Origin of the sequence: Corallococcus sp. Z5C101001, from assembly GCF_007352635.1 — a bacterium.
In the GTDB taxonomy this organism is placed as follows: domain Bacteria; phylum Myxococcota; class Myxococcia; order Myxococcales; family Myxococcaceae; genus Corallococcus; species Corallococcus silvisoli.
Map to the genome: position 1 here is coordinate 45,215 of NZ_VKLU01000014.1, position 25,538 is coordinate 70,752.

A 25,538-nucleotide genomic window follows, 5' to 3' on the forward strand; every position below is an offset into this window, starting at 1 on the left:
GTCAACCTCGGACACCGCGTGCGGGGGGTTCTCAAGTTTTCGCAAAGGCAGACACGGTGTCATTTGTGCTCCAACTGGGTGTCTATATATACCTGGAGATAAATTGATTTGCCGGTATTGCTAGAAAAATATGTTCGTGGCAAACAATGTTCACGGGCCCTGGCTGTCATTGTCTGGCGCCGGTCCCGTTTCCACCTGGCACTGCCACACCCTGGAGACAGCTATGTCCTCGCGCCGTCCGTTTTCCCTCGTTGCATCCCTGTTGCTGCTGAGCGCCTGTGGCGCCGAGTCGTACGATGAGGGCACGGCCCCGCGTCAGGCCAAGGCGGCGCTGACGGACCTGGACCTGTCTGTCTCCGAGCTGGGCGTCACCTGTGACGGCGATGTGTTGACGGTGACGGGGGCCATCCGCAACGAGGCGCCCACGGGCATCGACCCGTCGGTCGCGGGGATCTACGCTGGGGACCCGGCGCAGGGCGGCACGCTGCTGGCGACGGTGGACGTGCCGTGGCTGGTGGGCAAGGAGCGCTATCCCTTCGAGAAGGTGGTGCAGGTGCCGGAGGGGACGCAGCGGCTGTTCGTGGTCGCGGATGCCTTCGACTTCTTCCCGGAGGACGACGAGCTGAACAACATCGCGTCGGTGACGCTGGCCGCGGGTGGCGGGTGTGTCGTGAACCAGCCGCCGGTGGCGCTCTGCAAGAACGTGACGGTGGTGGCGGGCGCGTCGTGCGCGGCGCCGGCGTCCATCGACAATGGCTCCTATGACTCGGACCTCTTCCCGCAGCCGCTGAGCCGCGAGCAGAGCCCGGCGGGCCCGTACGCCCCCGGTGTGACGCCGGTGACGCTCACGCTGTCGGACGGGATGGACACGGCCACGTGCGCCGCCACGGTGACGGTGGTGGACGCGACCGCGCCGGTGGCCGGGGCGAGCAAGAACCTGGTGCTCCCGCGCTCGCTGACCGCGGACTACAAGACGGTGACGCTGGCGGACTGCGCGCAGGCGCCGGTGGACAACTGCGGCGGGACGCTGGACCTCCAGGCGTCTGGCTCCATCATCCGGGTTGAGTCGGATGAGTCGGAGGACGCGCTCTTCAGCCTCAACCTGTTCAAGTGCAAGGACATCAAGCTGAGCGCGGACCGCAAGTCCGCGGAGCTGCGCGCGGAGTCCAGCCTGCTGGGCAACGGTCGCGTCTACACGATGGTGTACGAGGTGAAGGACGCGTCCGGCAACGCGACCACGGGCACGTGCAAGGTGAAGGTGCCCAGCCTCCAGGGCATCCTCTCCATCGGCCTGGGGCCGGCGTACTGCCAGGGCACGAACTGCCCGGCGAACACGGGCAGCGGGTTGCTCTGCTCGCTGCTGTAGTCCGCTCTGGGGTTTCCAGGTGGGCAGGTGACGGCCCGGGTCCGCGTGGGTGCGCGGGGCCGGGCTGTCGCGCGTGGAGGGGTGGATTCACCGGCGGTGCAGGCGTCCGAGGGAGCCCGCGCGTGCGTTGACGCAGATCGATGCCTCCCCTAGCTTGGCCGGCTTCCCGGCGCCGCCACCTTCCGAGGGTGAGGAAGGGCCGCGCCGCGAGCACCCGGTATGATGCGCAGGACGGACGAGGAGTCGGGTCAGGGGGAGGCGCCACGGGACGAGCGTGCGCCAGACGGCCTCGTGCCCGTGCTCCGCGTGGAGTACGACACGGATGTCGAAGCGGGACAGGCCGCGCCCGTCCTCCGCGTCCAGTCCTCCTGGCCTCCACCGGACTCCGATGCCCCGCCGCTGGTGCCGACGGAACAGCCGAAGCGGGCGGACGCCTCGGGGGCGAAGGGGAGGGGGGCCGCGAAGGCGAAGACGTTGACCTTCCGGGAGCTGGACTCCGCCGCGCTGGCGTCCATGCCGGCCTCCCATCGCGTGAGCCGCGCGGTGGCCGCGACGGAAGCGGCGGACGCGCGTGAGGCTCCGGCGACGCCAGCCACGGCCCACGCGCCGAAGGCGCCCGCCCCAAACCTGCTCCGCGTGGACGACCCGGCCGACGTCCGGCCCCCAGAGGAAGCCCCGGCCCGTGACGTGTCCACCTCCGGCGATGTCACCCCCGCCGAGCGGCAGGCCATGCAGGCCGCCGTGTCGTCCGGGCGCCGCAGGGAACAGTGGGTCGCGCCGTCCTACCTCCCCGAAGACCTCCGCGACGCGCTGGTGGCCGAGCGCAGCCAATACCGCGCCCAGCGCCTCCAGGAGGCGCGCGAGGTGGGCCTCGCCGGCCCCGGCGTGCTGGGCCTCGTGCCGGTGCCCGCCGCGGATCCGGACTGGTCCGGAGGCTCGCTGCTGGGCTTCCTGGGCGAGGAGCTGGTGTTCGCCGGGGACATCGTCCACCTGGACTTCGAATCCGGCCGCGTCTTCGCCTCCTCCGACTCCGGTGAGGACCTGGACCGCCGCGTCCTCTCCTGCGAGCGCTGGTGCTACCGGCCCTACGACTTCGCGGAGGCCCTGTGCGCGGCGGCCTCCGCCTACGAGGAGCGCGTCCCCGCCCTCACCACCGCCCTGGAGCGCGCGAGGGGCGAGCTCATCCCGTCCCCTCCGTCCGCCCGCGACGCGGAGCTCCTCCCCGTGGACCGGCTGTGGCGCCAGCCGTGGGGCAGCATCTGGGGCCCTCCCGGCACCGGCAAGACGACGGCGGTCGCGGACCTCATCGCCCGTGCCCTGCGCGCGTACCCGAACGAGCGCATCCTCGCGGTGGCCCCCACCAACCGCGCCGCGGACGAGTTGGTGATGCGCGTCAGCTCCCTGCTGGAGCGCGACCCCATCCCGCTGCGCCCGCTGGCCCGCAGCATCTTCCGCGGCGGCACCGGCGCGAGCGACGCCCTCGCCAAGCTGCCCACCGTGGCGCTCGAGGAGGCGAAGACGAGCAAGCTGCTCACCTCCATCCAGGAGCGCGAGCGCGAACTCACGCTGGAGCGCGCCCGGGGCGGCGCCGCGCCGGAGCTGGCCCGGATGCAGGCGGAGCTGCGCACGCTGCGCGGCCGCGTGAAGGACCCGACGCTGAAGGAGGCGGAGAAGGGCGACAGCCCCCTGATGGTGCTCACCGTGCACCGCGCGCTCCGGCTGGTGTCGGAGCTGGAAGGGGAGGAGACCTTCCAGCGGCTCGTCGTGGACGAGGCGGGCATGGTGACGCGCGCGGCGACGGCGCTGCTCGCCCCGCTCGCCCGGCAGGTGACGCTCGCGGGCGACCCCAAGCAGATCGGCCCCGTGAGCCGCGCGGCGGAGGGCGCGGGCCGGGGCACCCAGACGTGGCTCCGCGCCAGCGCCCTGTCCCACCTGGAGGACGCGGTGAAGGACGCGGAGCGGCCGGACGTGCTGCTCCTGCGCACCCAGCACCGCATGCACCCGGACATCGCTCGCGTGGTGAGCGACTTCTGCTACGGCGGCGCGCTGGAGGACGGCGACCTCGTGAAGGACCGGGCCCAGAAGCCCCCTCCCGTGCCCGCCTTCCCGGCCCGCGCGATGTGGCTGGTGCTGGATGGGCTGAGCCGCGACAACCGCCGCCTCACGCATGGCCGCGGCGAGACGGGCTCCGGCTACCAGCGCGAGCTGTCCGCGGAGCTCGCCGTGACCCTGGCCCGCCAGGCCGTGCGCCTGGGCCTCACCGTGCTGTGCGTGACGCCCTACCGCGCGCAGGCGGCGCTCCTGCGCAAGCTGGGCAACGCGGCGGGGCTGCGCCACGACATGTTCAGCGCCTCCACCATCCACCGCCAGCAGGGCACGCAGTACGATGTGGTGATGGTGGACACCGTGGCCGGAGGTCGGCCCTTCCCACCGCACACCCTGGTGCCCATCCTCAACGTGGCCGCCAGCCGCGCGAAGGAGTATCTGCTGGTGCTGGCCTCGCGCCAGGAGGCCCGCGCGTCGCCCGTGCCCGCGCGCTTCTTGTCGCTGCTGCCTCGCGTGCGCGTGCACCCGGGCACGCCGCCCCGGCTGGAGCTGCTCGCGTCCCAGCCGCGTCCGCCGCCGCCCCCTCCACCGCCGCTGGTGCCCATGGGCCTGGGCGGGGAGATCGCCGGTGGCAAGGACACCGGGCCCCTCTTCACCCAGGAGCAGGTGTCCCTCTTCGAGCGCCGCTTCGACGACGGCCACCACCTGGTGCGCGGCGTGGCTGGCAGCGGCAAGACGTACGTGCTGGCGCACTGGGCCGCGCGCTACCTCCTGGAGAACCCCCGCGCCCGGGTGCTCGTCTCCTTCTACAACCGCTCGCTCGCGCCGCTCGTGGACAAGCTCCTGGTGGAGGCGCTCACCGTGCGCGCGGGCGCGGAGCAGGTGCGTCCGCTCCGGGCCCAGGTGACGGTGAAGCACGTGGGGGCGCTCCGGCGCCTGGAGCCCCACGCCTTCGACGCCGTCTTCGTGGACGAGGCGCAGGACATGGACGCGAAGGCGCTGGCGTCGCTGCACGCGCTGGTGCGCCCTCGCGTGGGCGAGGACGGCCGCGAGTCACGCTGCTTCCAGCTGTTCATGGACGACTCGCAGAACGTCTACGGCCAGGTGCCCATCGACCACCTGAAGGAGCAGCTCCCCGAAGGGCTGTCCTTCCGGGGCCGCACCCGCGTGCTCAAGGAGACCTTCCGCGCCACCCGCGACATCCTCGACGTGGCCTTCAACGTGGTGCTGGATCCGCTGCGCCAGCACCGCGTCACCGACCCTGGCATGCGCGAATACATGAAGGCGGGAGAGCTGGCCCGCGAGCGCCTGCTGTGGCTTCCGGAGGAGACGCTGGAAGGCCTCTACCGCGTGCAGTCCACCGAGCGCGGTGGCGTGCTGCCCCAGGTGAAGGCCTTCGCCTCCAGCACCAGCGAGGCCCGCTGGGTCGCGAAGGAGGTGGCGCGGCTGGTGCGCGAGGAAGGCGTCCACCCCGGCGACATCCTGGTGGTGGCGCCCGTCATGCCCGCGTCCTTCACCGACGCGCTCCAGAAGGCGGGCGTGCCCGCGGAGGCCTATGGCGGCAAGGGCGGGCGGGACGTGGCCGACTTCCGCGTGAGCGGCGTGGATCACGTGCGCGCCACCACGGTGTTCTCATGCAAGGGCCACGAGTGCCCCGTCGTCTTCTTCGCGGGATTGGAGGCCCTGGACTCCATCGAGGCGTGGATGGCGGGGGCCCGCCAGCGCACCGAGCGCGAACACGAACGCATCCGCCGCGCGATGTTCTACGTGGGGGCCACCCGCGCGATGAAGCGCCAGTACCTCACCGGCGTGCGCGGAGGCCGCTTCCTCCAGGTGGCCGCGTCCTACGTGGAGGCGCTGTCCGGCCACCGTCCGGCGCCCTGAGTCCAGGCACCCGGGACGGGCCATGAGACAGCGTTACATCCGCCAGCCGGTGACGCCCACGCGCTTGCCGAACGCGGGCTGTCCGTACACCTCACGGAAGCGCGCACGCAGCAGGTCGAACGTCTGCTGGAGATCCGGCGCCGCGGGCTTCGCGTCCGGCAGCTGCCCACCCATCCGCGCGAAGCAGCGGCCCATGGCGCCATCCAGCCACTGCATCACGGCGGTGGTGTCCTCGTCCTGAAGCCGCTCGAAGACGGACAGGGCACGCTCCAGCGTCTCGCCCACCAGCTCCGTGGAGTCGACCGAACTTCCCACGCAGAGCTTCGCGGCCCGTACCTCCAGGGCCGGACGATGCTTGCGAACGAACTCCCCGAAGGCATGCAGATTCACGGTGACCATTCTTAATCCTTCGCCCCCTCGCTGTCAGAACGCTGGAGACGAAAAACCTTGGTTCACGGACGTGGTGCGACGCGTCGGTGGAAAAGGGTGGTGTGATTGACGCTGTATCACTCCATGTCTCAGAGAGCGAGACGGCGGGGGGACTTCCCACCGCCCGTGGGTCCTGCGAGCCTCCTGGTGGGGGCGGGCAGACCCAGGGCGTGAGCGGTGTTCACAGGCGCGCGCCAGGAGGAAGACGCCATGCGTCGCACGGTGGAACTGACCGACATGGGAGGCTGTGACGCGGGGCCGCGCGTGCTGCTCCTGCCGGGGCTGGGCGCCCGGGGGGCGGGCTTCCGCTCGCTCGCCCTGCGGCTCACGGACGTCGCCCGGCCCGTGCTGGTGGAGTACCCGGAGGGCGAGCACGCGGCGTGCGGCGCGAAGGCGCTGGCGGATCAGGTGCTGCGGGTGGCGGGCGCGGTGGACGCGGTGGTGGCCAGTTCGTTTGGCGGCATGGTGGCGGCGCACCTGGCGGCGGGGGGCGCGACCCGAGGCGTGGCGTTCCTGGGCTCCTTCACGCGCACCGCGCACGTGGGGCCTCGCGGACGGCTCATCGCGATGATGGGGCCCATCGCGGTGCTGGGGCGCCCGGGGAGGGCCGCGGCGTCGCTGGCGGCGTGGCGGCCGGTGCCTTCGGGCGAGGTGGCGGACGTGGTGCCCACCACGACGGTGGAGCGGCTGTCGACGCTGCGGCGCGCGTTCGCCATCCACTCGGAGCCGCCGCCGCCGGACCTCAAGCCGTTGAAGGTGTCGTGCCTGTGCATCCAGGGCGACCGCGACGTGCTGGTGCCGCCGTCCTCGCTGGAGCGCCTGGCCGCGTCGCTGCCCGAAGGCACGCCCCGGCACCTGCTGCGCGGCGCGGGACACGTGCCCTATTTCTCGCATCCGGACGACTGCGCGCGGCTGCTCACGCCGTGGCTCCAGGCGCTCGCGCCTCCGGGGCTCGCGGCGCTGGCGGACGTGGACGTGGACGTGGGCTCCGCGGCCTGACGCGGTCCGGCCGTGACGCGCGCCGCCGGGTGAACGGATCCTCCCTCCCGTTGGGGGGTGTACGGATGCACGTGTGGGAAGTAGTTTCGCCTCCGCCGATGTCGACCCGTCCTCTTCGCGCGTTCCTCCTTCTGGCGTTCCTGTCCACGGTGGCCTCGGCTGCCTCGGCCCCCGAACCCGGGCCCGCCGCCGCTCCCGCCCCTCCGGCTGTCGCTCTCGCTCCCCGGCGCACGGTGCTGCTGCTGGGGGACAGCCTCATCGCCACGGGGTTCGGGGAGTACCTCCAGAACCAGCTCGCCGCGCACCCGCGGATCCGCTGTGAGCGCCGCGCGAAGTCTTCCACCGGGCTGGCCCGCCCGGACTTCTTCGACTGGCTGGAGGTGGGCCAGCAGGAGGTGCAGCAGCATCAGCCGGACGTGGTGGTGGTCATCCTGGGCGGCAATGACGGTCAGGCCCTGCACACCCGGCAGGGGCGCGCCACCGTCGCCTGGGGAAAGCCGGACTGGGAGGGCGAGTACCGCCAGCGCATCCAGGACTTCGTGACGGCCATCTCCGCGCCGGGCCGGAAGATCATCTGGCTGGAGCTGCCCGCGACGAGCCGTCACCGCTTCGAACAGAAGCTCACGTTGATCCGCGGCCTCCAGCGCGAGGTCATCTCCGCCCGCGAGGACGCCGTGCACCTGGAGACGCGGCCCTTCTTCACCGACGCGCGCGGCAAGGCGCTGAAGCAGGCCCGCGTGGAGGGCTTCCGCAAGCCCATGCGCCTGCGCATGACGGACGGCGTGCACTTCACCGTGGCGGGTGGGCGCTACTTCGCGAACAAGGTGTACCCGGAGGTGCTGGGCGTGCTGGGGCTCGAGTCCGGCGAGCAGCACACCGCGCGCCCCGCCGCCGCGCCCGCGGAGGCGGCGCTCCAGGCCCTGGCGCCGGTGGCCCCGGCCGCCCCGTAGGGCGCGGCCTCTTCGTTCAGGAGTGGCCTGACCAGGAGGGCTCGGTGCCGGCGTCGGGGCGCAGCCGGCGCACGGCGCGCAGCAGCAGCTCCTCGTCGCGCGGGTTGGCGAGGAAGCCCCGCGCCCCCAGCTTGCGGGCCCGGTCGAAGCCCTCGTCGTCGGACGTCCCGTGCACGATGAGGGCGCCCTCGATGCGGACCTCGCCCGCGAGCAGCCCCTCCATGGCCTGGAGGGGCGCGAGCACCACGTCGTTCGCGCGCGTGTGCAGGACCTCCAGCGGCGTGGCGACGCGGGCGGTGATGCCGTTGCGCGCCAGCGTGCGGGAGATGAGCACCGCGGTCACGGGCGGCCATCCGTAGAGTAGGAGCGGCGGACCGGGCACGGGCGGACGGCGCGGCTCGGGCGTCGCCACCGGCTCGTCCGTCTCCCGGATTCCGTAGAGGGCGCCGAGCGCGCGGGCCAGGGCCCTGTCGGAGGCCAGGTGCGGCTCCACGCGCGCCTTGCCGGACACCGCCCGCACGTCATCCACCGCGTCCAGGGACAGCGGCGCGGGCACGGCGAGGTGAAGCACCTCGCGGTCCTCGCGCGTCTCCAGTTGGAGCGGCACGACGCCGTACTGCCGGGCGATGCGCGCGGGCACCAGCGCGGTCAGGGACCGGTCGAGCGGGTGGCGGTCCAGGTCCACGGCGTCCACGTCGAACTGGAGGGCCAGCCCGCGCAGGACGTCCGCCTCCGTGCACACGCCCTCGTTCACCAGGGCACGGCCCAGGGGGACGTGGAGCTCGTGATGGTGCACGAGCCCCAGCCGGAGCTGGCCCTTGTCGACCACTCCCAGCTCCAGGAGGATCTCCCCCAACGGGCGTCTGGATCCGATTTCCATGCCCACTCAACGTGGCAACCCGGCACGCACGCGACGACGGTCGACCGAGGGCTCGTCCGCCTGCCTGTCCTGAAGCCGCGCGAAGGGAGGGGGCCCCAGTCCCAAGGGCCCGGCCGCCCCGCTACCCGCGCGGAGGGAAGCGCGCGTCGTAGGCCTCGGGGCGGAAGCCCACGGTGACGGCCTCCTTGCTGATCAGCACGGGACGCTTCACCAACTTCCCATCCTTCGAGAGCCACTCCACCAGCTCCTCATCGGAGGCCGCGTCGATCTGCTCCTTCCCGAGCGCGCGATAGCTCTGTCCACTGGTGTTGAGCCACTTGCGCACGGACACGCCGCTCTTGGGAATCCACTGGCGCAGCTCCGCCACGGTGGGCGGTTGGTCGACAATGGGGCGCGTCTGGTAGGAGACGCCGCGCGCCTCCAGCCACTTCAACGCCTTCTTGCAGGTGTCGCATCCGGAGTACGCCAGCACGAGGATGTCATCGGCCATGCGCGGGCTTGTACCAGACCGCCTCCGGGGAATGAGACCATGAACCGCCCTTCCAGTGTCCACGTTGTCCTGTCCGTCCTCTGCTTGTGGGGGGCCGTGGTGGCGTGCTCGGGAGGCGCCGAACCACAGGAGGAGCATCCCTCCGGCATCGTCCCCGACAGCGGCACTCCAGGCCGCGACGACGCGGGCGTGCCACCGCGCGACGCGGGCCCTTCAGAGAACCGTGACGCGGGAGTCCCCGACGCGGGCCCATCCGACGCGGGAGCCTCCGACGCGGGGCCGTCCGACGCGGGCGCTCCGGATGCGGGGGGCACCGATGGGGGCGCCCCCATCCCGCAGGACGCGGGCACGCAGGTGACGGGCACGATGCCCGCGCGCCTGACGCGGGCGGGCTCCCCGTACCACGTCGTGGGCAACGCCCAGTTCATCGTGACCATCCCCAAGGGGCAGACGACGACGGTGGAGCCGGGCGTCGTCATCGACTTCAAGGGCAACCCAGCGGTGACGAACGCGGACGTGCGCGATGGCGCGCAGGACGTGATGAACCACCACAACGGACGCGTGGAGCTGCGCGTGTACGGGCGCATCCTGGTGCAGGGCACCGCCGGGGCGCCGGTGACGTTCACTTCCACCAACCCCCATGGCTGGTGGGGCATGAACTTCTTCGGCGACCAGTCCAAGGGGGACGGCGACCCGGTCTTCCAGCACATGGTCTTCGAGAAGGTGCGCAAGAACGAATACAACGGCGACCGGGACCGCACGCGGGGCGCGCTCTGGGCGTACTACCCGGGCCCGGTGACCATCCAGCACTCGCTCTTCCGCGACAACGAGTCCTCCGGCAAGTGCGGCGCGCTGGACCTGATGTTCACCGACGGCTCCGTCGTCACCGACACCGTCTTCGAGAACAACCGCACCCGCGACATCGACCGCTTCGCCACGGGCGACGGCGCCACCTCTGGCGGCGGCGCGATGTGCATCACCCACGGGCGCAACTCCATCGTGCGCGGCAACACCTTCCGCAACAACACGCTGTCCGCCTTCCGGGGCAGCCAGGCCAACGTCCTCCAGCCGCGCGCCTACGAGGCGTGGCCCAACGGCACCCAGCATTACGACCTGGGTGGCGGAGGAGCGCTGCATTACTTCCAGCCCGACCATGACCTCATCGAGAACAACGTCTTCGAGAACAACGCCGCCGTGAAGGGGCCGGGCGCAACCATCTACCTGGAGGACGTCCCCAACGCGGGCGTCACCCTCCGGGGCAACCAGTTCACCGGCAACCAGGCGGGAATGGGCGGCGTCATCGTCTGCAACCGGGGGAGCGGCAACTCCACCGAGCTGGTGCTGGGCGCGGGCAACACCTTCAGCGGCAACACCGTCAACGGCGTCGCGGCTCCCCAGGTGACGGGCGACTGCGCCCGCTGAGTCCCGGGGGGCGATAGACGCATGCGGGGCCCGCCTCCCTGGATGCAAGGGGGGCGGGCTGCCGTGCCCCGCCCCCTGCCCCGGCGGGCGATGAAGCGCATCCTTCCCTCGGGACATTCCATTCCCAGGAAGGAGACGCATGGCGGGCACGCGCGCGGAACCGGTTTCCCCCCTGGAGGAGCCGCTGGAGGTCCCAGCGAAGCGCCGGCGTGGCTGGTGGATCCCCGGCGTCCTGCTCCTCGTCGCGCTCCTGGCCTTCGTGTTCTCCCGGCACGCGGAGGAGAAGCAGTTCCTGGAGCTGCTCCGGCAGGCCCGGCCCGCGTGGCTGCTGGTGGCCGTCGCGTTCCAGGTGGGCACCTACCTGTGCGTGGCGGCCATCTGGTGGGTGGTCCTGCACCGGGCGCGGCTGCGCGTCTCGCTCTGGGCGCTGGCGCGGCTGTCCCTGATGAAGCTGGCGTTCGACCAGGTCATCCCCACCGGCGGCGTGGGCGGGTCGGTGCTCGTCGGACGCGGGCTGCGCCGCGAGGGCGCGAGCCCCGGGACCGCCGCGGGCGCGGTGCTCCTGACGGTGCTGTGCTTCTACATCGCGCAGGCGCTGGGCGTGGGCGCGAGCCTCTTCTTCCTCTGGCGCGAGTCCGAACTCAACGAATGGATCCCCTGGCTCGTCACCGGCTTCGGCGCGCTGGCCGTGGTCATCCCGCTGGCCATCCTCTGGGTGACGCGGCACCGCGAGTGGACGCCGGGCCGCTTCACGAAGCGCATCCCCTCCCTGGGCACCATGCTCAAGGCCATCGCGGAGGTGCCGCCCGGGATGCTCCTCGACCCCGGCCTGCTCGTGCGCGGCGTCGTCCTCCAACTGGGCGTCTACGCCCTGGACGCGGCCACGCTGGGCGCCATGCTGCGCGCGATGGGCCAGGAGGTCCCCATGAGCACCGTCATCGTCGCCTTCATGGTCGCCTCCATGGCGGAGACGGTGTCCATCATCCCCGGCGGCGTGGGCACCTACGAGGCCGTGTCCGTGGGCATGCTCAACCTCCTCGGAGTCCCGGTGGAGGCGGCCCTCGCGGGCACCATGCTCCTGCGCGGCTTCACCCTCTGGCTGCCCCTGCTGCCCGGCCTCTACCTGTTGCGCCGCATCCTGCGCCACCGTCCCGTGACAGGAGGGCAGACAGGCTGACAGCACGGGAAGTCCTGGAAGGTCCCGCGCCCGCGGCGCCGCCGCTTCCCGAGCCCGGCCGGAGTGCGCGATGGTTCGCCCGCGTGGACGACACCGGAAGCGAAAGAGAAGCCCCCATGAACCTGGGCCCGGCGCTGTTCCTCCATCCCGGCGTGAAGGTCCGGCCGTGCGAGTGGGGGATGGGCGTCTTCACCGACGTGTTCATCGCGGCGGGCGAACTCATCGAGGAGTGCCACTACCTCAAGGTCCCCCAGCGCCAGTGCCGCGGCGAACCGCTGGACGACTACGTCTTCGAGATTCGTTGGCACCGCCACGAAGAGCCCCGCAAGGGCGACTGGGTCGCGCTCGTGATGGGGTACGGGATGATCTACAACCACGCCACCGAACCCAACGCGTCCTACAGCCGCGCGGTGGACCGGGATGTGTTCCGCTATCACGCACTGCGGGACATCCACCCCGGTGAGCAGATCTGCATCAGTTATGGCGAGAACTGGTGGACGGCCCGAGGTGAGGAAGTTCCTCCCTGAGTCGCGCGGCACCGTGTGCGCCGCGGGCCGGTGCGTGCCCACTTCGTGCTCCGGGATGGGCGCCTCTCTCTCTTTCTCCGCGAGAGATGAAAACGCCTCGAAATGAAATCCCCGCTGAAAGCGAGGGCCTCAGCCAGTAGACTGCCGGGCGCCTGTGCGCCGGGCCTTACGCCGCGCGGGTGCGAGGAATGCCAGACATCATGCCATTGCGTCGTTTCTATCTGTCCTCCGCTCTCGTGCTCACCGCCTCCGGCTGCACCGGCAACATCGGTGGGCAGGACGCGGCGCTGGAGAGCTCGGCGGCACCCGCGCGCGTGCGCCGGCTGACGCGCGACGAGTTCAACAAGTCCGCCTCCGCGGTGCTGGGGACGCCCGTGGACATCGCACAGGGCTTCGCGGCGGAGGACACCATCCTGGGCTTCTCCACCCACGAGCGGCTCCAGGTGACGTCGCTGCTGGCGGATCAGATCGACAGCGCGGCGGTGACGCTGGCGGAGCAGGGCAAGGAGGAGCTGCGCGACCTCTACCGGTGCCCCTCCGGCAAGGCAGCGGACGACTGCGCGCGCTCCTTCATCCAGACCGTGGGAGAGCGCGCCTTCCGCCGGCCGGTGACGGCGGAGGAGGCGGCGGACCTGCTGGCGCTCTTCAACCAGGGCAAGCAGGGCGGGACGATGGAGACGGGCGCGGAGCTGGTGCTCCAGGCGCTGTTCTCCTCCGCGTCGTTCCTGTACCGCACGGAGCTGGGGCCGGACTCCGCTCGCAAGGGTCAGGTCGTGGAGCTGACCCCCTACGAGGTCGCCTCCGAGCTGTCCTTCATGGTGACCGGCGGTCCCCCGGACGCGACGCTGCTCGCCGCCGCCAAGGCCGGCTCGCTGTCGTCGCCCGACGAGCGCGAGGCCCAGGCGCGCCGCCTGCTCAAGACGGACGAGGCGCGCGCGAAGCTGCGCCAGTTCTTCATTGAGTGGCTGGGCATTGGCGGCCTGTCCAAGGTCAACAAGAACAACCTCGTGTACCCGGACTACAGCGTGGACTTCCGCGACTCCATGGTCCGGGAGCGCGACGCCTTCCTCGACGCCATCGTGAAGGACCACGCGGGCTCCGTGGAGGAGCTCCTGGGGGCGAACTACTCCTACGTGGATGAGACGCTCGCCAGCTACTACGGCGACCTGAGCCGCACCAACGTGGACGACACCGGGATGGGCCGCGTGACGCTGCCCCCGGAGCGCCTGGGCATCCTCACCCAGGCGGGCGTGATGTCCACCTACGCCCACTTCGACTCGTCGTCCCCCATCAAGCGCGGCAAGTTCGTGCTCACGCGCCTGCTGTGCCGCACGGTGCCCGCGCCGCCCGCGAACGTGTCCACCATTCCCCCGGCCCTGTCGGAGGACGCCACCACCCGCGAGCGCTTCGCGGCGCACACCAACAACCCGGCGTGCGCCAGCTGCCACAAGACCATCGACCCGATGGGCTTCGGCATGGAGGACTTCGACGGCCTGGGCCAGCACCGCACGGAGGAGAACGGCCGCCGCGTGGACGCCAGCGGCGCGGTGATGGCGGCGGACGGCACCACCAACCTCGGCAGCTTCACCGGCGGCGCGCAGCTGGCGCGCTACCTGACGACGAGCGAGGAGCTGGCCAACTGCGTGCCGCTGCAGCTCGTGCGCTACGCGATGGGGCGTGACGGCCACGCCTCCGACGCGCAGATGCTCGCCGCCATGCGCACCGGCCCGTACCGCACGGACCACCTGAAAATCACCGAGGCGTTGGTCAGCCTGGTGCGCTCGGATTCCTTCACCCAGCGGCGTCTGCCCACCCGTTGAGCCCAGACCCCATGTCCCGCGACTTTTCCCGACGCAGCATCCTGAAGCTCCTGTCCGGCACGGCCATGGCGGCGCCCTTCGCGCACCTGCTCACCAGCTCCGTGGCCGAGGCCGCCGAAGCCGCCCCCCTGCGCTTCATCGCGCTGTTCACCCCTCACGGCTACCTGCCGGAGTACTGGACGCCCAAGGGCAGCGACACCAACTACAACATCGACTTCGAGAACTCCGTCCTCCAACCGCTCCAGCGCCACCGCGACAAGCTGCTGGTGCTGGACGGCCTGGACTACCGCGTCCTCTACGAGCACGGCCGCACCGGCCACGAGGGCGGCCCCGTCACCTTCCTCACCGGCAGCCAGGTGGAGGTGTCCAGCGGCGACGAGCTGCCCTCGGGCCCCTCGCTGGACCAGGTGATTGGCAACACGGTGGGGGGCACCACCCAGTTCCGCTCGCTCCAGCTGCACGCCTTCGAGCAGTTCGGCGCCCAGCACGTCTACAACAGCATCTCCTTCACGGAGAACGGCTCGCGCGTGCCGTTCGAGCTGAACCCCGCCAACGTCTACAAGCGCCTCTTCGGGGGCCTGGGCGGCTCTCCCGCGGAGGCGCAGGCCATCCTGGCCAAGCGCAAGAGCCTGCTGGACTACCTCATCAAGGACGCCAACCGGCTGAAGAAGCGGCTGGCGGCCACCGAGGGCACGAAGCTGGACACGCACCTGGCGGCGCTGCGCGACATCGAGCGGCGGCTGACCAACGCGGGCGCGCTCAACTGCGAGCGGCCGGAGGCGCCGTCCGACGCGCTGAGCGACCTGGGCGACATCGACAACATGCCCGGCCTCACCACGCTGCACATGGACCTCATCGCCCGCGCGTTCGCGTGTGACCTGACGCGCGTGGTGACCATGACCATCCCCGGGCCGTCCATGCCGTGGATTGGCATCAACGAGGACATCCACAACGACATCGCCCACCGCACCGACACCCAATCCCAGCCGGAGCGCACCAACATCCGCCTGCGGATGGTGCGGGTGCAGCAGTGGTACGCCGAACAGGTGGCCGGCCTGATGGACAGCCTGAAGGCCATCCCGGAGGGCAGCGGCACGGTGCTGGACAACACCCTCATCCTCTGGGGGAACGAGCTGGGTGACGCCGCCGGCCACATGAACGTGTCCATCCCCACGGTGCTGGCGGGCGGCGCGGGCGGGAAGTTCCGCATGGGCCGCATGCTGTCCCTGCGCCCCAACAACAAGGACCCCTTGGCCAACTGGCCGGGGCCGGGCAGCCCGCTGCCGGGCGCGGTGGAGCACAACAAGCTGCTCACCTCCATCGCCCAGGCCTTTGGCGTCAACGTGGACCGCTTCGGCCACCCGGACTACACGGGCACGCTGCCCGGCCTCACGTAGCGCCCCAGCGGGCCTCCAGGGCCTGGAAACGACAACGGGAGCGGGCCTGGCTGGCCCGCTCCCGCTTTCGTTTCAGGAGGCTTCAGGGACGGTGGGGACTACCCGCCGAGCGCGCCGTTGATGAGGGGCGCGAGGATGCTCATGCCCGCGTCCTCGTTGTTGTAGTTGTTGGCGGGCTCGTAGATGCGGACGCGCTGGTTGCCGTTGATGAAGCGGTCCAGGAAGACGTCCATCGGCACGAACTCGCTGTGGCAGGCATAGGACTGCCACGGGCTGCTGATGTACTCGTACCAGTACTTCTTCTCCATGCGCTGGCAGGCGTGCGAGCCCACGAAGGTGATGATGGTGCTGCAGTGGCTGGCGTTGATGGCGCGCTGGTGCGGGATGAAGTAGCTGAAGTTGTTGTACTTGTTCAGCTCCGTGACGAACGCGTCCTGGTCCGTCTTCCAGTAGGCGTGGACGGACGCCTCGTCGTTGGGCGTGCGGAAGCGCTCATACGAGTAGCGCGAGTAGTTGTAGTCCATCGTGTAGCCCGTGTACGCGAGCTGATCGTTCGGGAACTCCGTGGCCACCATGCGGTTGATGGAGCCCATGTCGCTGATGCTGAAGCTGCCCGGCAGCTGGCTGAACACCGAGTCCAGGTTCCACGACGAGCGGATCTTGTCGTGCAGGGGGCGCGACAGGGAGTTCGCGTTCGGCGCCATGAAGATGGGGCCGGAGTCGTTGATCATGTAGCCGCGGGCCGGGTTGATGGCCTTGCGGATGAAGTAGTAGCCGGCGGAGGTGGACGTGCCGCCCGCGCTGTAGCCCGTGACGAGCAGCTTCTGCACGTTGGGGAACTGCTGCTTGGCGTAGTTCGCCGCGGCCAGCGTGTTGGTGTAGCCGGAGTGGTACCAGGTGAGCGGCGCCTGGCCGCCCGTGGTGTCCGTGTAGACCTTCGTGTTGTTGCCGATGTGCACGTCGCCCGTGCAGTACGGCAGGTAGACGATGTTCCAGCCCTTGGTGACGATGTCCTTGCGGTCGCGGAAGGGCAGGCCCGGGTCCGCCCCGTTGACGATGGGGGACACGTACTTCGCCGTGAACTGCTTCATGTAGTCGTCGGCGATGCCGTTGGGGTTCGCCGCGCCCAGGATGCCCGTGCGGCCGCTACACGAGTCGTAGTCCCAGCACGCGCCGCCGCCCTCCATCATGAACAGCACGTTGGGGGAGCCCGTCTTGTTCACGAAGAACTTGTACTGGGAGCCGTTGCCACACTTGGTGTTGGGCAGCGTCACCTTCTGCCAGTTGTAGTTGTTTCCGCCGTCGACCAGCACGTCGACGATGCCTTCCACCAGCACCTCGGCGCGCGCGGCGCCCACGGGAGCGGTGAGGGCCAGAAGGCTCATCCAGAGAAGACTTCTCATGCGGCTTCCTCCTAGGGGGAGTGAATGGGTTGCGGACGCGGATGTTACGTTTTTGTTTATCAGCCGTAACCAGGGAAGGTTCGCTTGCGGTGAAAATAGTGAATTCCATGCCGGGCGCAGCATTCCAGCGGAGAGGATCCAAATTGCCGCTTCGCGTCAGTCATTGAATGAGAATTGACGCGAATGGCCATGTTTTAAATGTATCAATTGCGCGGTGCGTTGCGCGGATGGCCTGACGTGGGTTGCGGCGGGCGCCGGGCGCGCGGTATGGCCTTGCTCATGAGCACGCGCGCGCGATGGAAGCTGCCCCTGGGCACCGCGGGAGTCCTGGTCCTGGCGGTGGGGGCGTGGCTGGTCTTGGGTGGCCAGACGCCAGACGTTGGCGCGCCGGGGGTGCCCCCGGCCGCGGTGGCCCCGGCTCCGGTGGCGCCTGCTCCCGCGTTCGCGTCCACCCCGGCGGTGCCCCGGGCGAAGGATGGGGGGCTGGACCTGGTGTCCGCGGCGGCGGCCCAGGTGCAGGCGGCGCCGGAGGAGGAGCCCGGCCCCTACCCGGTGGACCTGGAGGCGGTGCGCGCGAAGCTGCCGGACAACCTGTACTGGGAGACCGGCGTGCCCACCCAGGACCCGGAGGAGCTGCGCCGCCGGGCCGAGGTGGAGGCGAAGTGGAACACCCTCTTCGGCAGGGTGCAGTCCAACGAGGCCTCCGAGGAGGAGGTGCACCAGTACTACGACCACCGCCGCAAGGTGTCCGAGGACGCCATCGCCTTCGCGACCACGCTGCTGCAGGACTACGGCGACAAGCTGCCGTCGCAGGACAAGGGCCTCCTGGAGCTGAGCGTGACCCTGCACCGCGCGCGGCTGGCGGAGGTCCCCCGCCAGGAGTCGGACGCGCTCGTGCGCCGTGAGGCCCACGCCCAGCGGCAGCGGGAGTGGCGCGCCAGCGGCGGAGGCCGTCAGCCCTGAGCCGTCTCCTCCGCGCCGGGGAAGGTGCGGATGAGCGGGGAGCGCACGGCGGAGGAGGCCACCCAGAGCTGGTGGGAGGAGCGGGTGACGGCGACGTGCAGCCTGCGGCGGGCCTCGTCGTCCGCGGGGTAGGCGCGGGCCGTCACGTCCGGCAGGACGACGTAGTCGAACTCCAGGCCCTTCACGTTGTCCACGTCCGTCACGTCCACGCCGGGCTCGAAGGAGAAGTCTCCCTCCAGGACGAGCCGGGCCCAGGGCATCTCGCGGATGACGCGGTGGAAGGACTCGGCGGCTTCGCGGTTGCTGGCGATGACGCCCACCGACGCGTGCGGCTCACGCAGCACCAGGTCGCGCAGGGCGTCTCCCAGGAACAGCCACGCCTGGGCCTCGTCGGGGAAGTGGTGGAAGCCCACCGGCGCGCCCTCGCGGCCGGCCCTCGCGGAGGCCGCCGGGGCCTGTGTGCCCAGCACGTGCCGGGCCAGCTCCACCACCGGGCGCGGGCAGCGGTAGGACACCTGGAGCCGGCAGGTGGCGGCGTCGCGGATGCCCAGCTCGTCCAGGGCGGCCGTCCACCCCGCGAAGCCCGCCGTCGTCTGTTGCACCTCGTCGCCGGCGAGCGTGCAGCTGCGGCTGTCGCCCAGCAGCTGGCCCACGACGAAGAGCTCGAAGAGGGAGAAGTCCTCCGCCTCGTCCAGCACCACGTGCGCCAGGCGGTCCGCGCCCAGCGCGCCCCGTTGGGCCTTGAGGAACATCAGGATGGGCAGGTCGTCCGGGTCCAGGGTGCCCGCGAGCGCGTCGGGCGTGTCCGCCTCGATGGCGCGGCCGTCCACCGTGACGAGCCGGTCCTCGTCGTAGCCCTTGAACTGGCGCGACAGCGGCACGGCGGTCTGCTGGCGGGTGTGCTCCAGCACCTCCTCCACCACGGTGCGCGGCAGCTCGCCCTTCGCGTCCGCCACCACGGCCTCCAGGAAGGCGCGGTCCATGAACGCGTCCGCCAGCTTCAGGCGCAGCCGGTCCAGCGTGGGGGGCAGGGGCTTGCCCTTGAACACGGGCAGGCGGGACGCCAGCGCGCGGCGCAGGGCCGGGTGGCGCTTGAAGCGGGAGACGAGCGCGGGCGTCTCCGAGGACAGCTTGATGCCCGGCACGCTGAAGGCGGACCGCGCGGTGCCCAGGGACCAGGCGTCCAGCGTCTCCACGGACACCTTGCCCAGGCCCAGGGGCGCCAGCAGCCGGCGCGTCAGCCGGGCCAGGCCCTCCTCGGGGACGACGACCTTGGTGCGCGCCTGCGGGTACGTCTTCGCGTCGTCGAAGGCGACCTTCGCCAGCCGGTGCAGGGCCACCGTCGTCTTGCCGCTGCCCGCGCTGCCCAGCACCAGCAGCGGCTGTTCGTGGCCGGTGCTGACGGCCGCGTACTGCTCCGCGTCCAGGAGCGCCGTCACGCCGAAGGCGTCATCCACGTGCGTCGCGCCCCGGCCCACGCCCAGGAAGCCCGGGCGGGCGGCGGTGCCGCTGCCCCCGGCGAGCACGGAGGCGGAGTCGCGCCCGCGGGAGTGCCAGAGGCCCTGCGCGTCGCGATGGAGGCGATGCGGGCCGGTGCTGATGCGGGTGAGCACGCCCTTCTCGATGATGACCAGCCGGCGTGCCTCCACCTCGCCCTCGGAGAGCCGGTCGCCGAAGTACTCCTCGAACGCGTCGCCCTCCTCGTAGTTGTAGAAGACGCGCGCGACGGGGGCGAAGCGCCAGTCGATGACGCGCACGCCGGCGGCGAGGTTGGCGAAGCTGGTGCGGCCGAGCAGGTAGTCGCGCGCTCCGGTGGGGCCGGACAGGCGCAGGTGCGCGAAGTAGGGCGCGTTCGCGTCCGGCAGCGGCACGGTCTCCTGCCGCTCCAGCATGGAGCGCACCTCGTTCATCTGGGTGAAGACGTGCGGGAGGTCCGCCGCGTGCGCGGTGGACGCGTCGTCGCGCAGCACCTGCAGCTGCGCCATCAGCCCCTGGGTGTCCAGCGTCCGCTCCGCGGCCTGGCGGCGCGCCTCGGAGAGCGCCTGCTGGACGCGGGACAACAGGGCCTCTTCCTCGGCGATGAGCGCGAGCGCCTCGGGCGACAGCTCCTGTCCGGCCATGACCTCTTCCTTTCACGCCGCGCGGGGGTGTCCGGCGCCACGCCGGAGCACGGGCCGCGGGCACCCGTGGCGCGCGCAAGGTGACGTCTGGTCCCGCGCGGGTCAACCCGTTGGTTTTTCGGGCCGTCTTGCTAATGTGGAGGTCGCGCTGGAGCCAGCGGAGTCCCGGCCTCGCGCCCTTCCCATCCGCCCTGGCAGGTTGCCTCCCCAGGGGGTGGGGTTCGTGTCCGCGAATGGTCGCTCGAGGGGGCCGTCTGTCGAATGGCGGCGAGCACCTCAGGTTGGTTGCTTCTAACCGCGCCCGGGGCTTGCTTCCGTCCGCCTCCATCCCGAACACGGAGGATGTACCGGATGATCTCGATGAACTCGCCGTTCCGCTGGACGCTGTCGCTCGCCGTCGCGCTGGGAGTCACCACGTCCGCGCGTGCCCAGGACACGGAGACGCGGACGGAGACCACGACGACGCAGACGGAGATGACGACGGAGGAGCTGACGAAGCCGGTGCGGGGCCATGGGCGCGTGGGGCCGGAGTTCGCCGCGAGCGGCAACGCGGGCTTTGGCGTGGGCTACGTCTACAAGAACGGCCTGAGTCCGGCAGGCACGTTGGAGAACCTGAAGATCACCGACTCCGCGAAGGTGTCCATCCCGGTCATCGTGGAGGTGGGCTTCCGCGCGACGCCGCGCTTCTACGTGGGCGCGTGGGGCAGCTGGGAGAAGGTCTTCACGAAGACGAACGCGCTGTCGTGCCCGGAGGGCTTCGACTGCTCCACCGAGCAGTGGCGCGTCGGCTTGGAGGTTCGCTACCACGTGGCGCCGGACATGCGGTTCGATCCGTGGATCGGCCTGGGCGCGGGCATGGAGTTCCTCAAGAGCCACGTGCAGGGCAACACGCAGGTGCAGGTCTCGCCGGGGGTGGTCCTCCCGGCGAACCTGGACACGCACGTCACGGACCGGGGCCCCACCTTCGCCCGAATCACGCTGGGCGGTGACATCCGCATCACCCGGGGCCTGTCGGTGGGTCCCATCATCACCGCGTCCGTGGGCCAGTACACCGTGCGCACCGGGACGCAGACGCTGGACATCACCGGCGTGGGCACCCGCGACGTGGGGCTGACCCACGTGGATGACGGCTTCCACGCGCTGTTCACCGCGGGCATCCGGGTGGCCGTGCTCCCGCTGTAGCCCGGGCGCGGTGCTTCAAGACGCGGGACGCCCCGCGTCCATCCGCGCACGCGGAAGGCCAGGCGACTTGAAAGCGCGGGGATGGCCCTGACAGCATCCCCGCCATGGATGAGCGCTTCACCCCCGAGCATGAGGCGTTCCGCCGCACGGTGCGCCAGTTCGTCGAGCAGGAGCTGGCCCCGCATGCGCTCGCGTGGGACCAGGCCGGCGAGTTTCCCCGCGACGTGTACCGTCGCTGCGGTGAGCTGGGCCTCTTCGGCATCAACCATGATCCCGCGTATGGCGGCAGCGGGCTGGACTACTGGTACGTCGCCGCCTTCGCGGAGGAGCTGGCGCGCGCCTGGAATGGCGGCGTGGCGATGTCGCTCATGGTGCAGGGACAGATGGCCACGCCGGTCATCAACGAGCTGGGCACCGACGAGCAGAAGCGCGAGTTCCTGGCCCCCGCGCTCGCGGGGGAGCGCATCGCGGCGCTGGCGATGAGCGAACCGGACGCGGGCTCGGACCTGGCCCGGCTGCGCACCACGGCCAAGCGGGACGGCGACGACTACGTCATCCAGGGCGCGAAGACGTGGATCTCCAGCGGCGCCCGCGCGGACTTCCTGGTGCTGGCGGTGCGCACGGGAGGGGAGGGGGCGCCGGGCATCTCGCTGGTGACGATGCCCACGGATGTGAAGGGCTTCGCGGTGTCCAAGAAGCTCCAGAAGGTGGGCCACCGTTCGTCGGACATGGCCATCCTCTACTTCGAGGACTGTCGCATCCCCGCCCGCTACGTGTTGGGCCGGGAGAACGATGGGTTCTTCCACATCATGAACAGCTTCCACGCGGAGCGGCTGGTGACGGCGCTCCACACCGTGGCGGTGATGGACGGGCTGCTGCGTGAAGCCATCCGCTACGGCCGCGAGCGCAAGGCGTTCGGACAGCGGCTGGTGGACTTCCAGGTCTGGCGTCACACCTTCGTGGACCACGCCACGCGAGTGGAGGCGGCGCGGCAGCTCACGTATCAGGCGGTGCAGCTCTTCAATCGCAAACGCAAGCAGAAGCCCGTGAAGGAGATCGCCATGGCCAAGCTGCTCACCACGGACCTGGCCCAGCGCGTGGCGTATGACTGCCAGCAATTCCTGGGCGGCATGGGCTACGTGGAGGAATCACACATCGCGCGGGCGTGGCGCGACGTGCGCATGCTCACCCTCGGAGGAGGGACGTCCGAGGTGATGAAGGAGATCATCGCCGGGACGATGGCGCTGTAGGCCCCCCGGATTGACAGGGGGGCCGGGGCACCTCAGCCGCCCAGGAGCCCGCCGAGCATCCCGCCCAGCCCGCCGCCCTGTGAGCCACTTCCACCGCCGGCACCGCCCGTGAGCATGGGCACCACGGCGAGGACCTTGGTCACCAGCCCCGGATCCAACCGAGACTTGAGGAAGTCGAGCAGCAGTGGAGCCACCAGGGTGGCCTTGCCCGCGTCCAGGTTGAATCGCTGGAGGATGGCCACCACGCTGGCCACCTCGCCCGCGTGGGCCGCCGCGCCGCCCAGGGCGCCCATGAGGCCGCCCCCACCGCCACCGCCGAGCATGCCGCCCAGGGCGCCCATGAGGCCGCCCCCATCACCCGCGGGGGCCTGCTCCGCCGCGGCCTGCTTCCAGCCCTGGAGCTCCGGGATGGCGTGCTCCAACTGCTGGGCCGCGTCCGGGCCGACCTTCTCCTGCACCGTGCCCTGCACCATCTTCAGGAGCGAGCCCGCGAGCCCCTGTGCCTGCGTGCCATCCACTCCAAGCTGCTGCGAGAGCTGTCCGATGAGGTCCATGCCGCGCTCCTTCACGTGGGTCCCAGATGGGAGGCGGCTGTTGTAGCGGGCCGGAGCGTCAAGCGCGCCCCAAAACAGTGGGCGGGCTGGCACGAGCGGGGGGCGCGGGACGCCCCGTCGGTGGCCCTACAGCCGCGTGAAGGACCAGCTCACCGCGTGGCCGCCCTCGTAGGGCATGACGCCGTGGAAGGGGCGCGGGTCCGCGTCGAACACGAGCGGCAGGAAGTGCCGGTCCCCGTCCCACAACGACAGCGACAGGATGGAGGCCACCGGGACCCACGACAGTGAGCCCTCGGGGTTCTTCTCCAGCGGGGTGCCCTCGAAGGCGTCGATGCGGAAGATGAAGCCCAGCCAGTCCTCGCCGTGCTTGCCGAAGCCGGGCCAGGACAGGGTGCCGCGCAAGGCCATGCGCGTGCATTCGATGCCGGCCTCCTCGCGGATCTCCCGGCGCATGCACGCGGCGATGTCCTCGTCGCGGTCCATCTTGCCGCCCAGGCCATTGTATTTGCCGTAGTGCGCGTCGTCCGGGCGCGTGTTCCGGTGGATGAGGAGCACCTGCTGGCCATCCGGTGACATCACGTAGCCCAGCGTGGCGACGATGGGGGTGTAGGGCATGGGCTCGGGTCCTCTCCTGATTCGGACAGGGCGTCAAGGAAGGCGAGCGTGCACGGCCCGGACGGTCCTTCGGCGGAGCTGGTCCTGCGCACGGTGGGTTCCCAGGCACGGCCTACACGGAAGGGCATGGGCCGTGGTGCGGGGCGTGCTCCGAGAGGCGGTGGGACCTGGACGCTACGGAGGCGACCCGGTCGCGGCGCCGGGCCGCGGTGGGGTCCGGCGCCACAGCTCGACGGCGGGGGACTCCGGGGACACGCTCCTCGCGTGGTTCGCGGCGAACCACCGGTGGCTGTCGGCGGACAACTGCCACTGGCCGCGCGCGCCCAGGAGCGTGAAGTCACATTGCTCCAGCAGCGCGAGCATCCTCCGCTGCGAGTCCGGGCTGGCGAAGGCCGCCGCCGCGTCCGGGAAGCGCGCCCCCGAAGCGAGTGCGTCCTGGAGCATCAGCGCGTACGGATCCACCGGCACGGGCTGTCCCGGGAGCACGGGGGGCAGCCGCCCCGCGAGCAGCCCCCATCCTGGCTCGAAGCCACACAGGGTCGCGTCCGGGGGCACCTGGGCGCGGACGTAGCGGGCCTGGAGGACCTGCTCCGGGGGGCGGATCTCCGCGCCGCGCAGCGCCTCACGCACCGAGTACAGCGGCCCGAGCAGGACCAGTCCGAGCGCCACCGCTCCCACGGGCCGGGCCCTCGCGGCGGCGAAGCCCACGAGCGCCGCCGCGCCCAGTCCGGCGAGCAGCGACTCCGGGCCCGCGAGGAGCGCGTTGTAGTTGGACCAGTAGCTGTGCGCGGCGAGGTACGCCGCCACGGTGAGCAGGTAGGTGGTGGCCACGAAGCGCTCGGGCGCGGCCTCCTCGCGGGTGCTCCGGCGTACGGCCCTCGCCAGCGCGACGCACAGGCCCACCGCCGCGAGCAGCAGGGCGTAGCGGCGCCGCTCGTGGGTCATCTCCAAAAGCCGCTCCCAGCGGGACGTGACGCCATCCTCGGGGCGGGCGGACTGGAACCACAGCACGTCGCGGACGAAGGCACCCGGGGCCCCCAGCGCCAGGGGGCCCACGAGCGCCAGCACGGTGAAGGACGCGGCCAGCACGAACCGCCGCGCCAGGCTCCAGCGAGGACCGGGCGCCCGGGCCACGAGCGCCGCCGCGCCCCAGATGCCGCCCAGCACCTTCACCGACGCCATGACGCCCGCCAGCACCCCGGCGATGGCCGCGCGGCGGGGCAGGGGGGCCCGGCCCGAGGGCAGGAGCCACGCGTTCGCGAGCCCCAGCCCGCACAGGTTGAGCAGCGGATCCAGGAACGGCCCGCGCTCCATGGTGACGACCTCCGGGTGCGCCGCGTAGGCCAGCGCGGCCACCACGCCCGCCACGGGACCCCAGGCGCGCATCGCCAGCCGTCCCACCAGCACGGTGCTCACCGCGCCCAGTCCGGTGGCCAGCCACCGCGCCAGCGCGAACCCCACGGCTGGATCCCCGAACGCGCCCACCGCCGCGGCCGGAGCCCCCAGGAGCAGCGCGCCCGGCGGGTGCACGAAGAGGAAGTCGCGGTAGGGCAGGAGCCCCTTCCACAGGAGCGCGGACGCCGCGTAGTAGACGCCCTCGTCGTAGTTGACGACGTAGCCGAGCGCCCCTGCGCGGTGGAAGAAGGGCAGCGCCCGGAGCACCCAGGCGCCCACGGCCACCGCCGCCAGGGCCCAGGGCCACCAGCGCCGGGGCCGTCCACCATCCGTCATGCGCGCGAATCCGTCCAAGGGGCGCGCATGCTACGCACCCGGCGCCGCCCCAAGCGAGGCCCCCCACGACCGACCCGCCGTTCCCCCTCCCTCCTGCCCTCGGGATGGGCGGCTTCACGCATCGTCGCGGCTCGAAACACAATCGGTAACACGCGGGACATGTTCGCGGCACATGGGCGGAGCACCTTGCGCACGGTCAGCCCGGGAGCCCCGGGCCTGCACGGCACGGGACGCCGTGGGGGACAAACCCCTCCCAGTCGGTTCCCCAGGGTGTCCACGCGCCGCCAGGCCCCGGCTTCCGGGTGCGGTCTTCACGCGCACGTCTGGAGGAGC

General features: G+C 71.2%; 20 protein-coding genes. 12 read left to right on the forward strand and 8 right to left on the reverse strand.

Annotated features, from left to right (window positions below; all coding sequences use genetic code 11):
* Positions 1 to 223 precede the first annotated feature (223 nt).
* Positions 224 to 1,366: a hypothetical protein gene (locus tag FOF48_RS28630; RefSeq protein ID WP_143906710.1), complete on the forward strand. Its 1,143-nt coding sequence runs from the start codon at positions 224 to 226 to the stop codon at positions 1,364 to 1,366.
* Positions 1,367 to 1,585: 219 nt separating this feature from the next.
* Positions 1,586 to 5,296, forward strand: coding sequence for an AAA family ATPase (locus FOF48_RS28635; RefSeq protein WP_186002106.1), 3,711 nt, complete (start codon positions 1,586 to 1,588; stop codon positions 5,294 to 5,296).
* A gap of 33 nt (positions 5,297 to 5,329) precedes the next feature.
* On the opposite strand, the gene FOF48_RS28640 is transcribed toward FOF48_RS28635, so the two are convergent.
* Positions 5,330 to 5,695: a hypothetical protein gene (locus FOF48_RS28640; protein ID WP_143906712.1), complete on the reverse strand. Its 366-nt coding sequence runs from the start codon at positions 5,693 to 5,695 to the stop codon at positions 5,330 to 5,332.
* A gap of 240 nt (positions 5,696 to 5,935) precedes the next feature.
* Here FOF48_RS28640 and FOF48_RS28645 point away from each other — a divergent pair, with 240 nt between their 5' ends.
* Both FOF48_RS28645 and FOF48_RS28650 read left to right on the forward strand, forming a co-directional pair.
* The gene (locus tag FOF48_RS28645; protein ID WP_143906714.1) at positions 5,936 to 6,724 is read left to right on the forward strand and encodes an alpha/beta fold hydrolase; all 789 of its coding nucleotides are present in this window, start codon (positions 5,936 to 5,938) and stop codon (positions 6,722 to 6,724) included.
* Between the two features lie 98 nt (positions 6,725 to 6,822).
* Positions 6,823 to 7,674 carry a DUF459 domain-containing protein gene (locus tag FOF48_RS28650; RefSeq protein WP_143906716.1) on the forward strand — a complete coding sequence of 284 codons (852 nt, stop codon included), beginning with the start codon at positions 6,823 to 6,825 and terminating at the stop codon, positions 7,672 to 7,674.
* 16 nt (positions 7,675 to 7,690) lie between these two features.
* Here FOF48_RS28650 and FOF48_RS28655 read toward each other — a convergent pair whose 3' ends face one another.
* Together FOF48_RS28655 and FOF48_RS28660 are read right to left on the reverse strand one after the other, a co-directional pair.
* On the reverse strand, positions 7,691 to 8,554 hold the full coding sequence (locus FOF48_RS28655; RefSeq protein ID WP_143906718.1) for a general secretion pathway protein GspE: 864 nt from the start codon (positions 8,552 to 8,554) through the stop codon (positions 7,691 to 7,693).
* A 121-nt stretch (positions 8,555 to 8,675) separates the two neighbouring features.
* Entirely contained in the window at positions 8,676 to 9,044 is a 369-nt protein-coding gene (locus tag FOF48_RS28660) for a Spx/MgsR family RNA polymerase-binding regulatory protein (RefSeq protein ID WP_143906720.1), read from the reverse strand.
* Positions 9,045 to 9,083: 39 nt separating this feature from the next.
* On the opposite strand from FOF48_RS28660, the gene FOF48_RS28665 reads away from it, so the two are divergent.
* From FOF48_RS28665 to FOF48_RS28685, 5 genes are all read left to right on the forward strand, one after another.
* On the forward strand, positions 9,084 to 10,466 hold the full coding sequence (locus FOF48_RS28665; RefSeq protein ID WP_186002107.1) for a right-handed parallel beta-helix repeat-containing protein: 1,383 nt from the start codon (positions 9,084 to 9,086) through the stop codon (positions 10,464 to 10,466).
* Between the two features lie 139 nt (positions 10,467 to 10,605).
* Positions 10,606 to 11,643: a lysylphosphatidylglycerol synthase transmembrane domain-containing protein gene (locus FOF48_RS28670; RefSeq protein ID WP_143906722.1), complete on the forward strand. Its 1,038-nt coding sequence runs from the start codon at positions 10,606 to 10,608 to the stop codon at positions 11,641 to 11,643.
* A gap of 116 nt (positions 11,644 to 11,759) precedes the next feature.
* Complete coding sequence (locus tag FOF48_RS28675) at positions 11,760 to 12,170, forward strand: SET domain-containing protein-lysine N-methyltransferase (protein WP_143906724.1); 411 nt, start codon at positions 11,760 to 11,762, stop codon at positions 12,168 to 12,170.
* Positions 12,171 to 12,370: 200 nt separating this feature from the next.
* On the forward strand, positions 12,371 to 13,990 hold the full coding sequence (locus tag FOF48_RS28680) for a DUF1592 domain-containing protein (protein ID WP_143906726.1): 1,620 nt from the start codon (positions 12,371 to 12,373) through the stop codon (positions 13,988 to 13,990).
* A gap of 11 nt (positions 13,991 to 14,001) precedes the next feature.
* Entirely contained in the window at positions 14,002 to 15,387 is a 1,386-nt protein-coding gene (locus tag FOF48_RS28685; protein ID WP_143906728.1) for a DUF1552 domain-containing protein, read from the forward strand.
* A gap of 98 nt (positions 15,388 to 15,485) precedes the next feature.
* Here the strand turns inward: FOF48_RS28685 and FOF48_RS28690 are convergent, their stop codons facing one another.
* Entirely contained in the window at positions 15,486 to 16,790 is a 1,305-nt protein-coding gene (locus FOF48_RS28690; RefSeq protein ID WP_143906730.1) for a pectin acetylesterase-family hydrolase, read from the reverse strand.
* Positions 16,791 to 17,069: 279 nt separating this feature from the next.
* Between FOF48_RS28690 and FOF48_RS28695 the strand changes: the two genes are divergently transcribed.
* A complete protein-coding gene (locus FOF48_RS28695; protein ID WP_143906732.1) occupies positions 17,070 to 17,753 on the forward strand; it encodes a hypothetical protein in 684 nt (227 codons plus the stop codon).
* Here the strand turns inward: FOF48_RS28695 and FOF48_RS28700 are convergent.
* Positions 17,744 to 19,873, reverse strand: coding sequence for an ATP-binding domain-containing protein (locus FOF48_RS28700; protein WP_143906734.1), 2,130 nt, complete (start codon positions 19,871 to 19,873; stop codon positions 17,744 to 17,746). The genes FOF48_RS28695 and FOF48_RS28700 overlap by 10 nt on opposite strands.
* Positions 19,874 to 20,224: 351 nt before the next feature.
* Between FOF48_RS28700 and FOF48_RS28705 the strand changes: the two genes are divergently transcribed.
* Together FOF48_RS28705 and FOF48_RS28710 are read left to right on the forward strand one after the other, a co-directional pair.
* Positions 20,225 to 21,055, forward strand: a complete 831-nt coding sequence (locus FOF48_RS28705) for a hypothetical protein (protein ID WP_143906735.1) — start codon at positions 20,225 to 20,227, stop codon at positions 21,053 to 21,055.
* A gap of 104 nt (positions 21,056 to 21,159) precedes the next feature.
* Positions 21,160 to 22,305 (forward strand): acyl-CoA dehydrogenase family protein, encoded by a 1,146-nt coding sequence (locus FOF48_RS28710; protein ID WP_143906738.1) that lies wholly within the window; start codon positions 21,160 to 21,162, stop codon positions 22,303 to 22,305.
* Positions 22,306 to 22,337: 32 nt separating this feature from the next.
* On the opposite strand, the gene FOF48_RS28715 is transcribed toward FOF48_RS28710, so the two are convergent.
* The 3 genes from FOF48_RS28715 to FOF48_RS36600 form a co-directional block, all read right to left on the reverse strand.
* Complete coding sequence (locus tag FOF48_RS28715) at positions 22,338 to 22,952, reverse strand: DUF2780 domain-containing protein (protein WP_370456609.1); 615 nt, start codon at positions 22,950 to 22,952, stop codon at positions 22,338 to 22,340.
* Between the two features lie 33 nt (positions 22,953 to 22,985).
* Positions 22,986 to 23,474 carry an 8-oxo-dGTP diphosphatase gene (locus tag FOF48_RS28720; RefSeq protein ID WP_143906743.1) on the reverse strand — a complete coding sequence of 163 codons (489 nt, stop codon included), beginning with the start codon at positions 23,472 to 23,474 and terminating at the stop codon, positions 22,986 to 22,988.
* Positions 23,475 to 23,648: 174 nt separating this feature from the next.
* Positions 23,649 to 25,205 (reverse strand): hypothetical protein, encoded by a 1,557-nt coding sequence (locus FOF48_RS36600; protein ID WP_186002108.1) that lies wholly within the window; start codon positions 25,203 to 25,205, stop codon positions 23,649 to 23,651.
* Positions 25,206 to 25,538 lie beyond the last annotated feature (333 nt).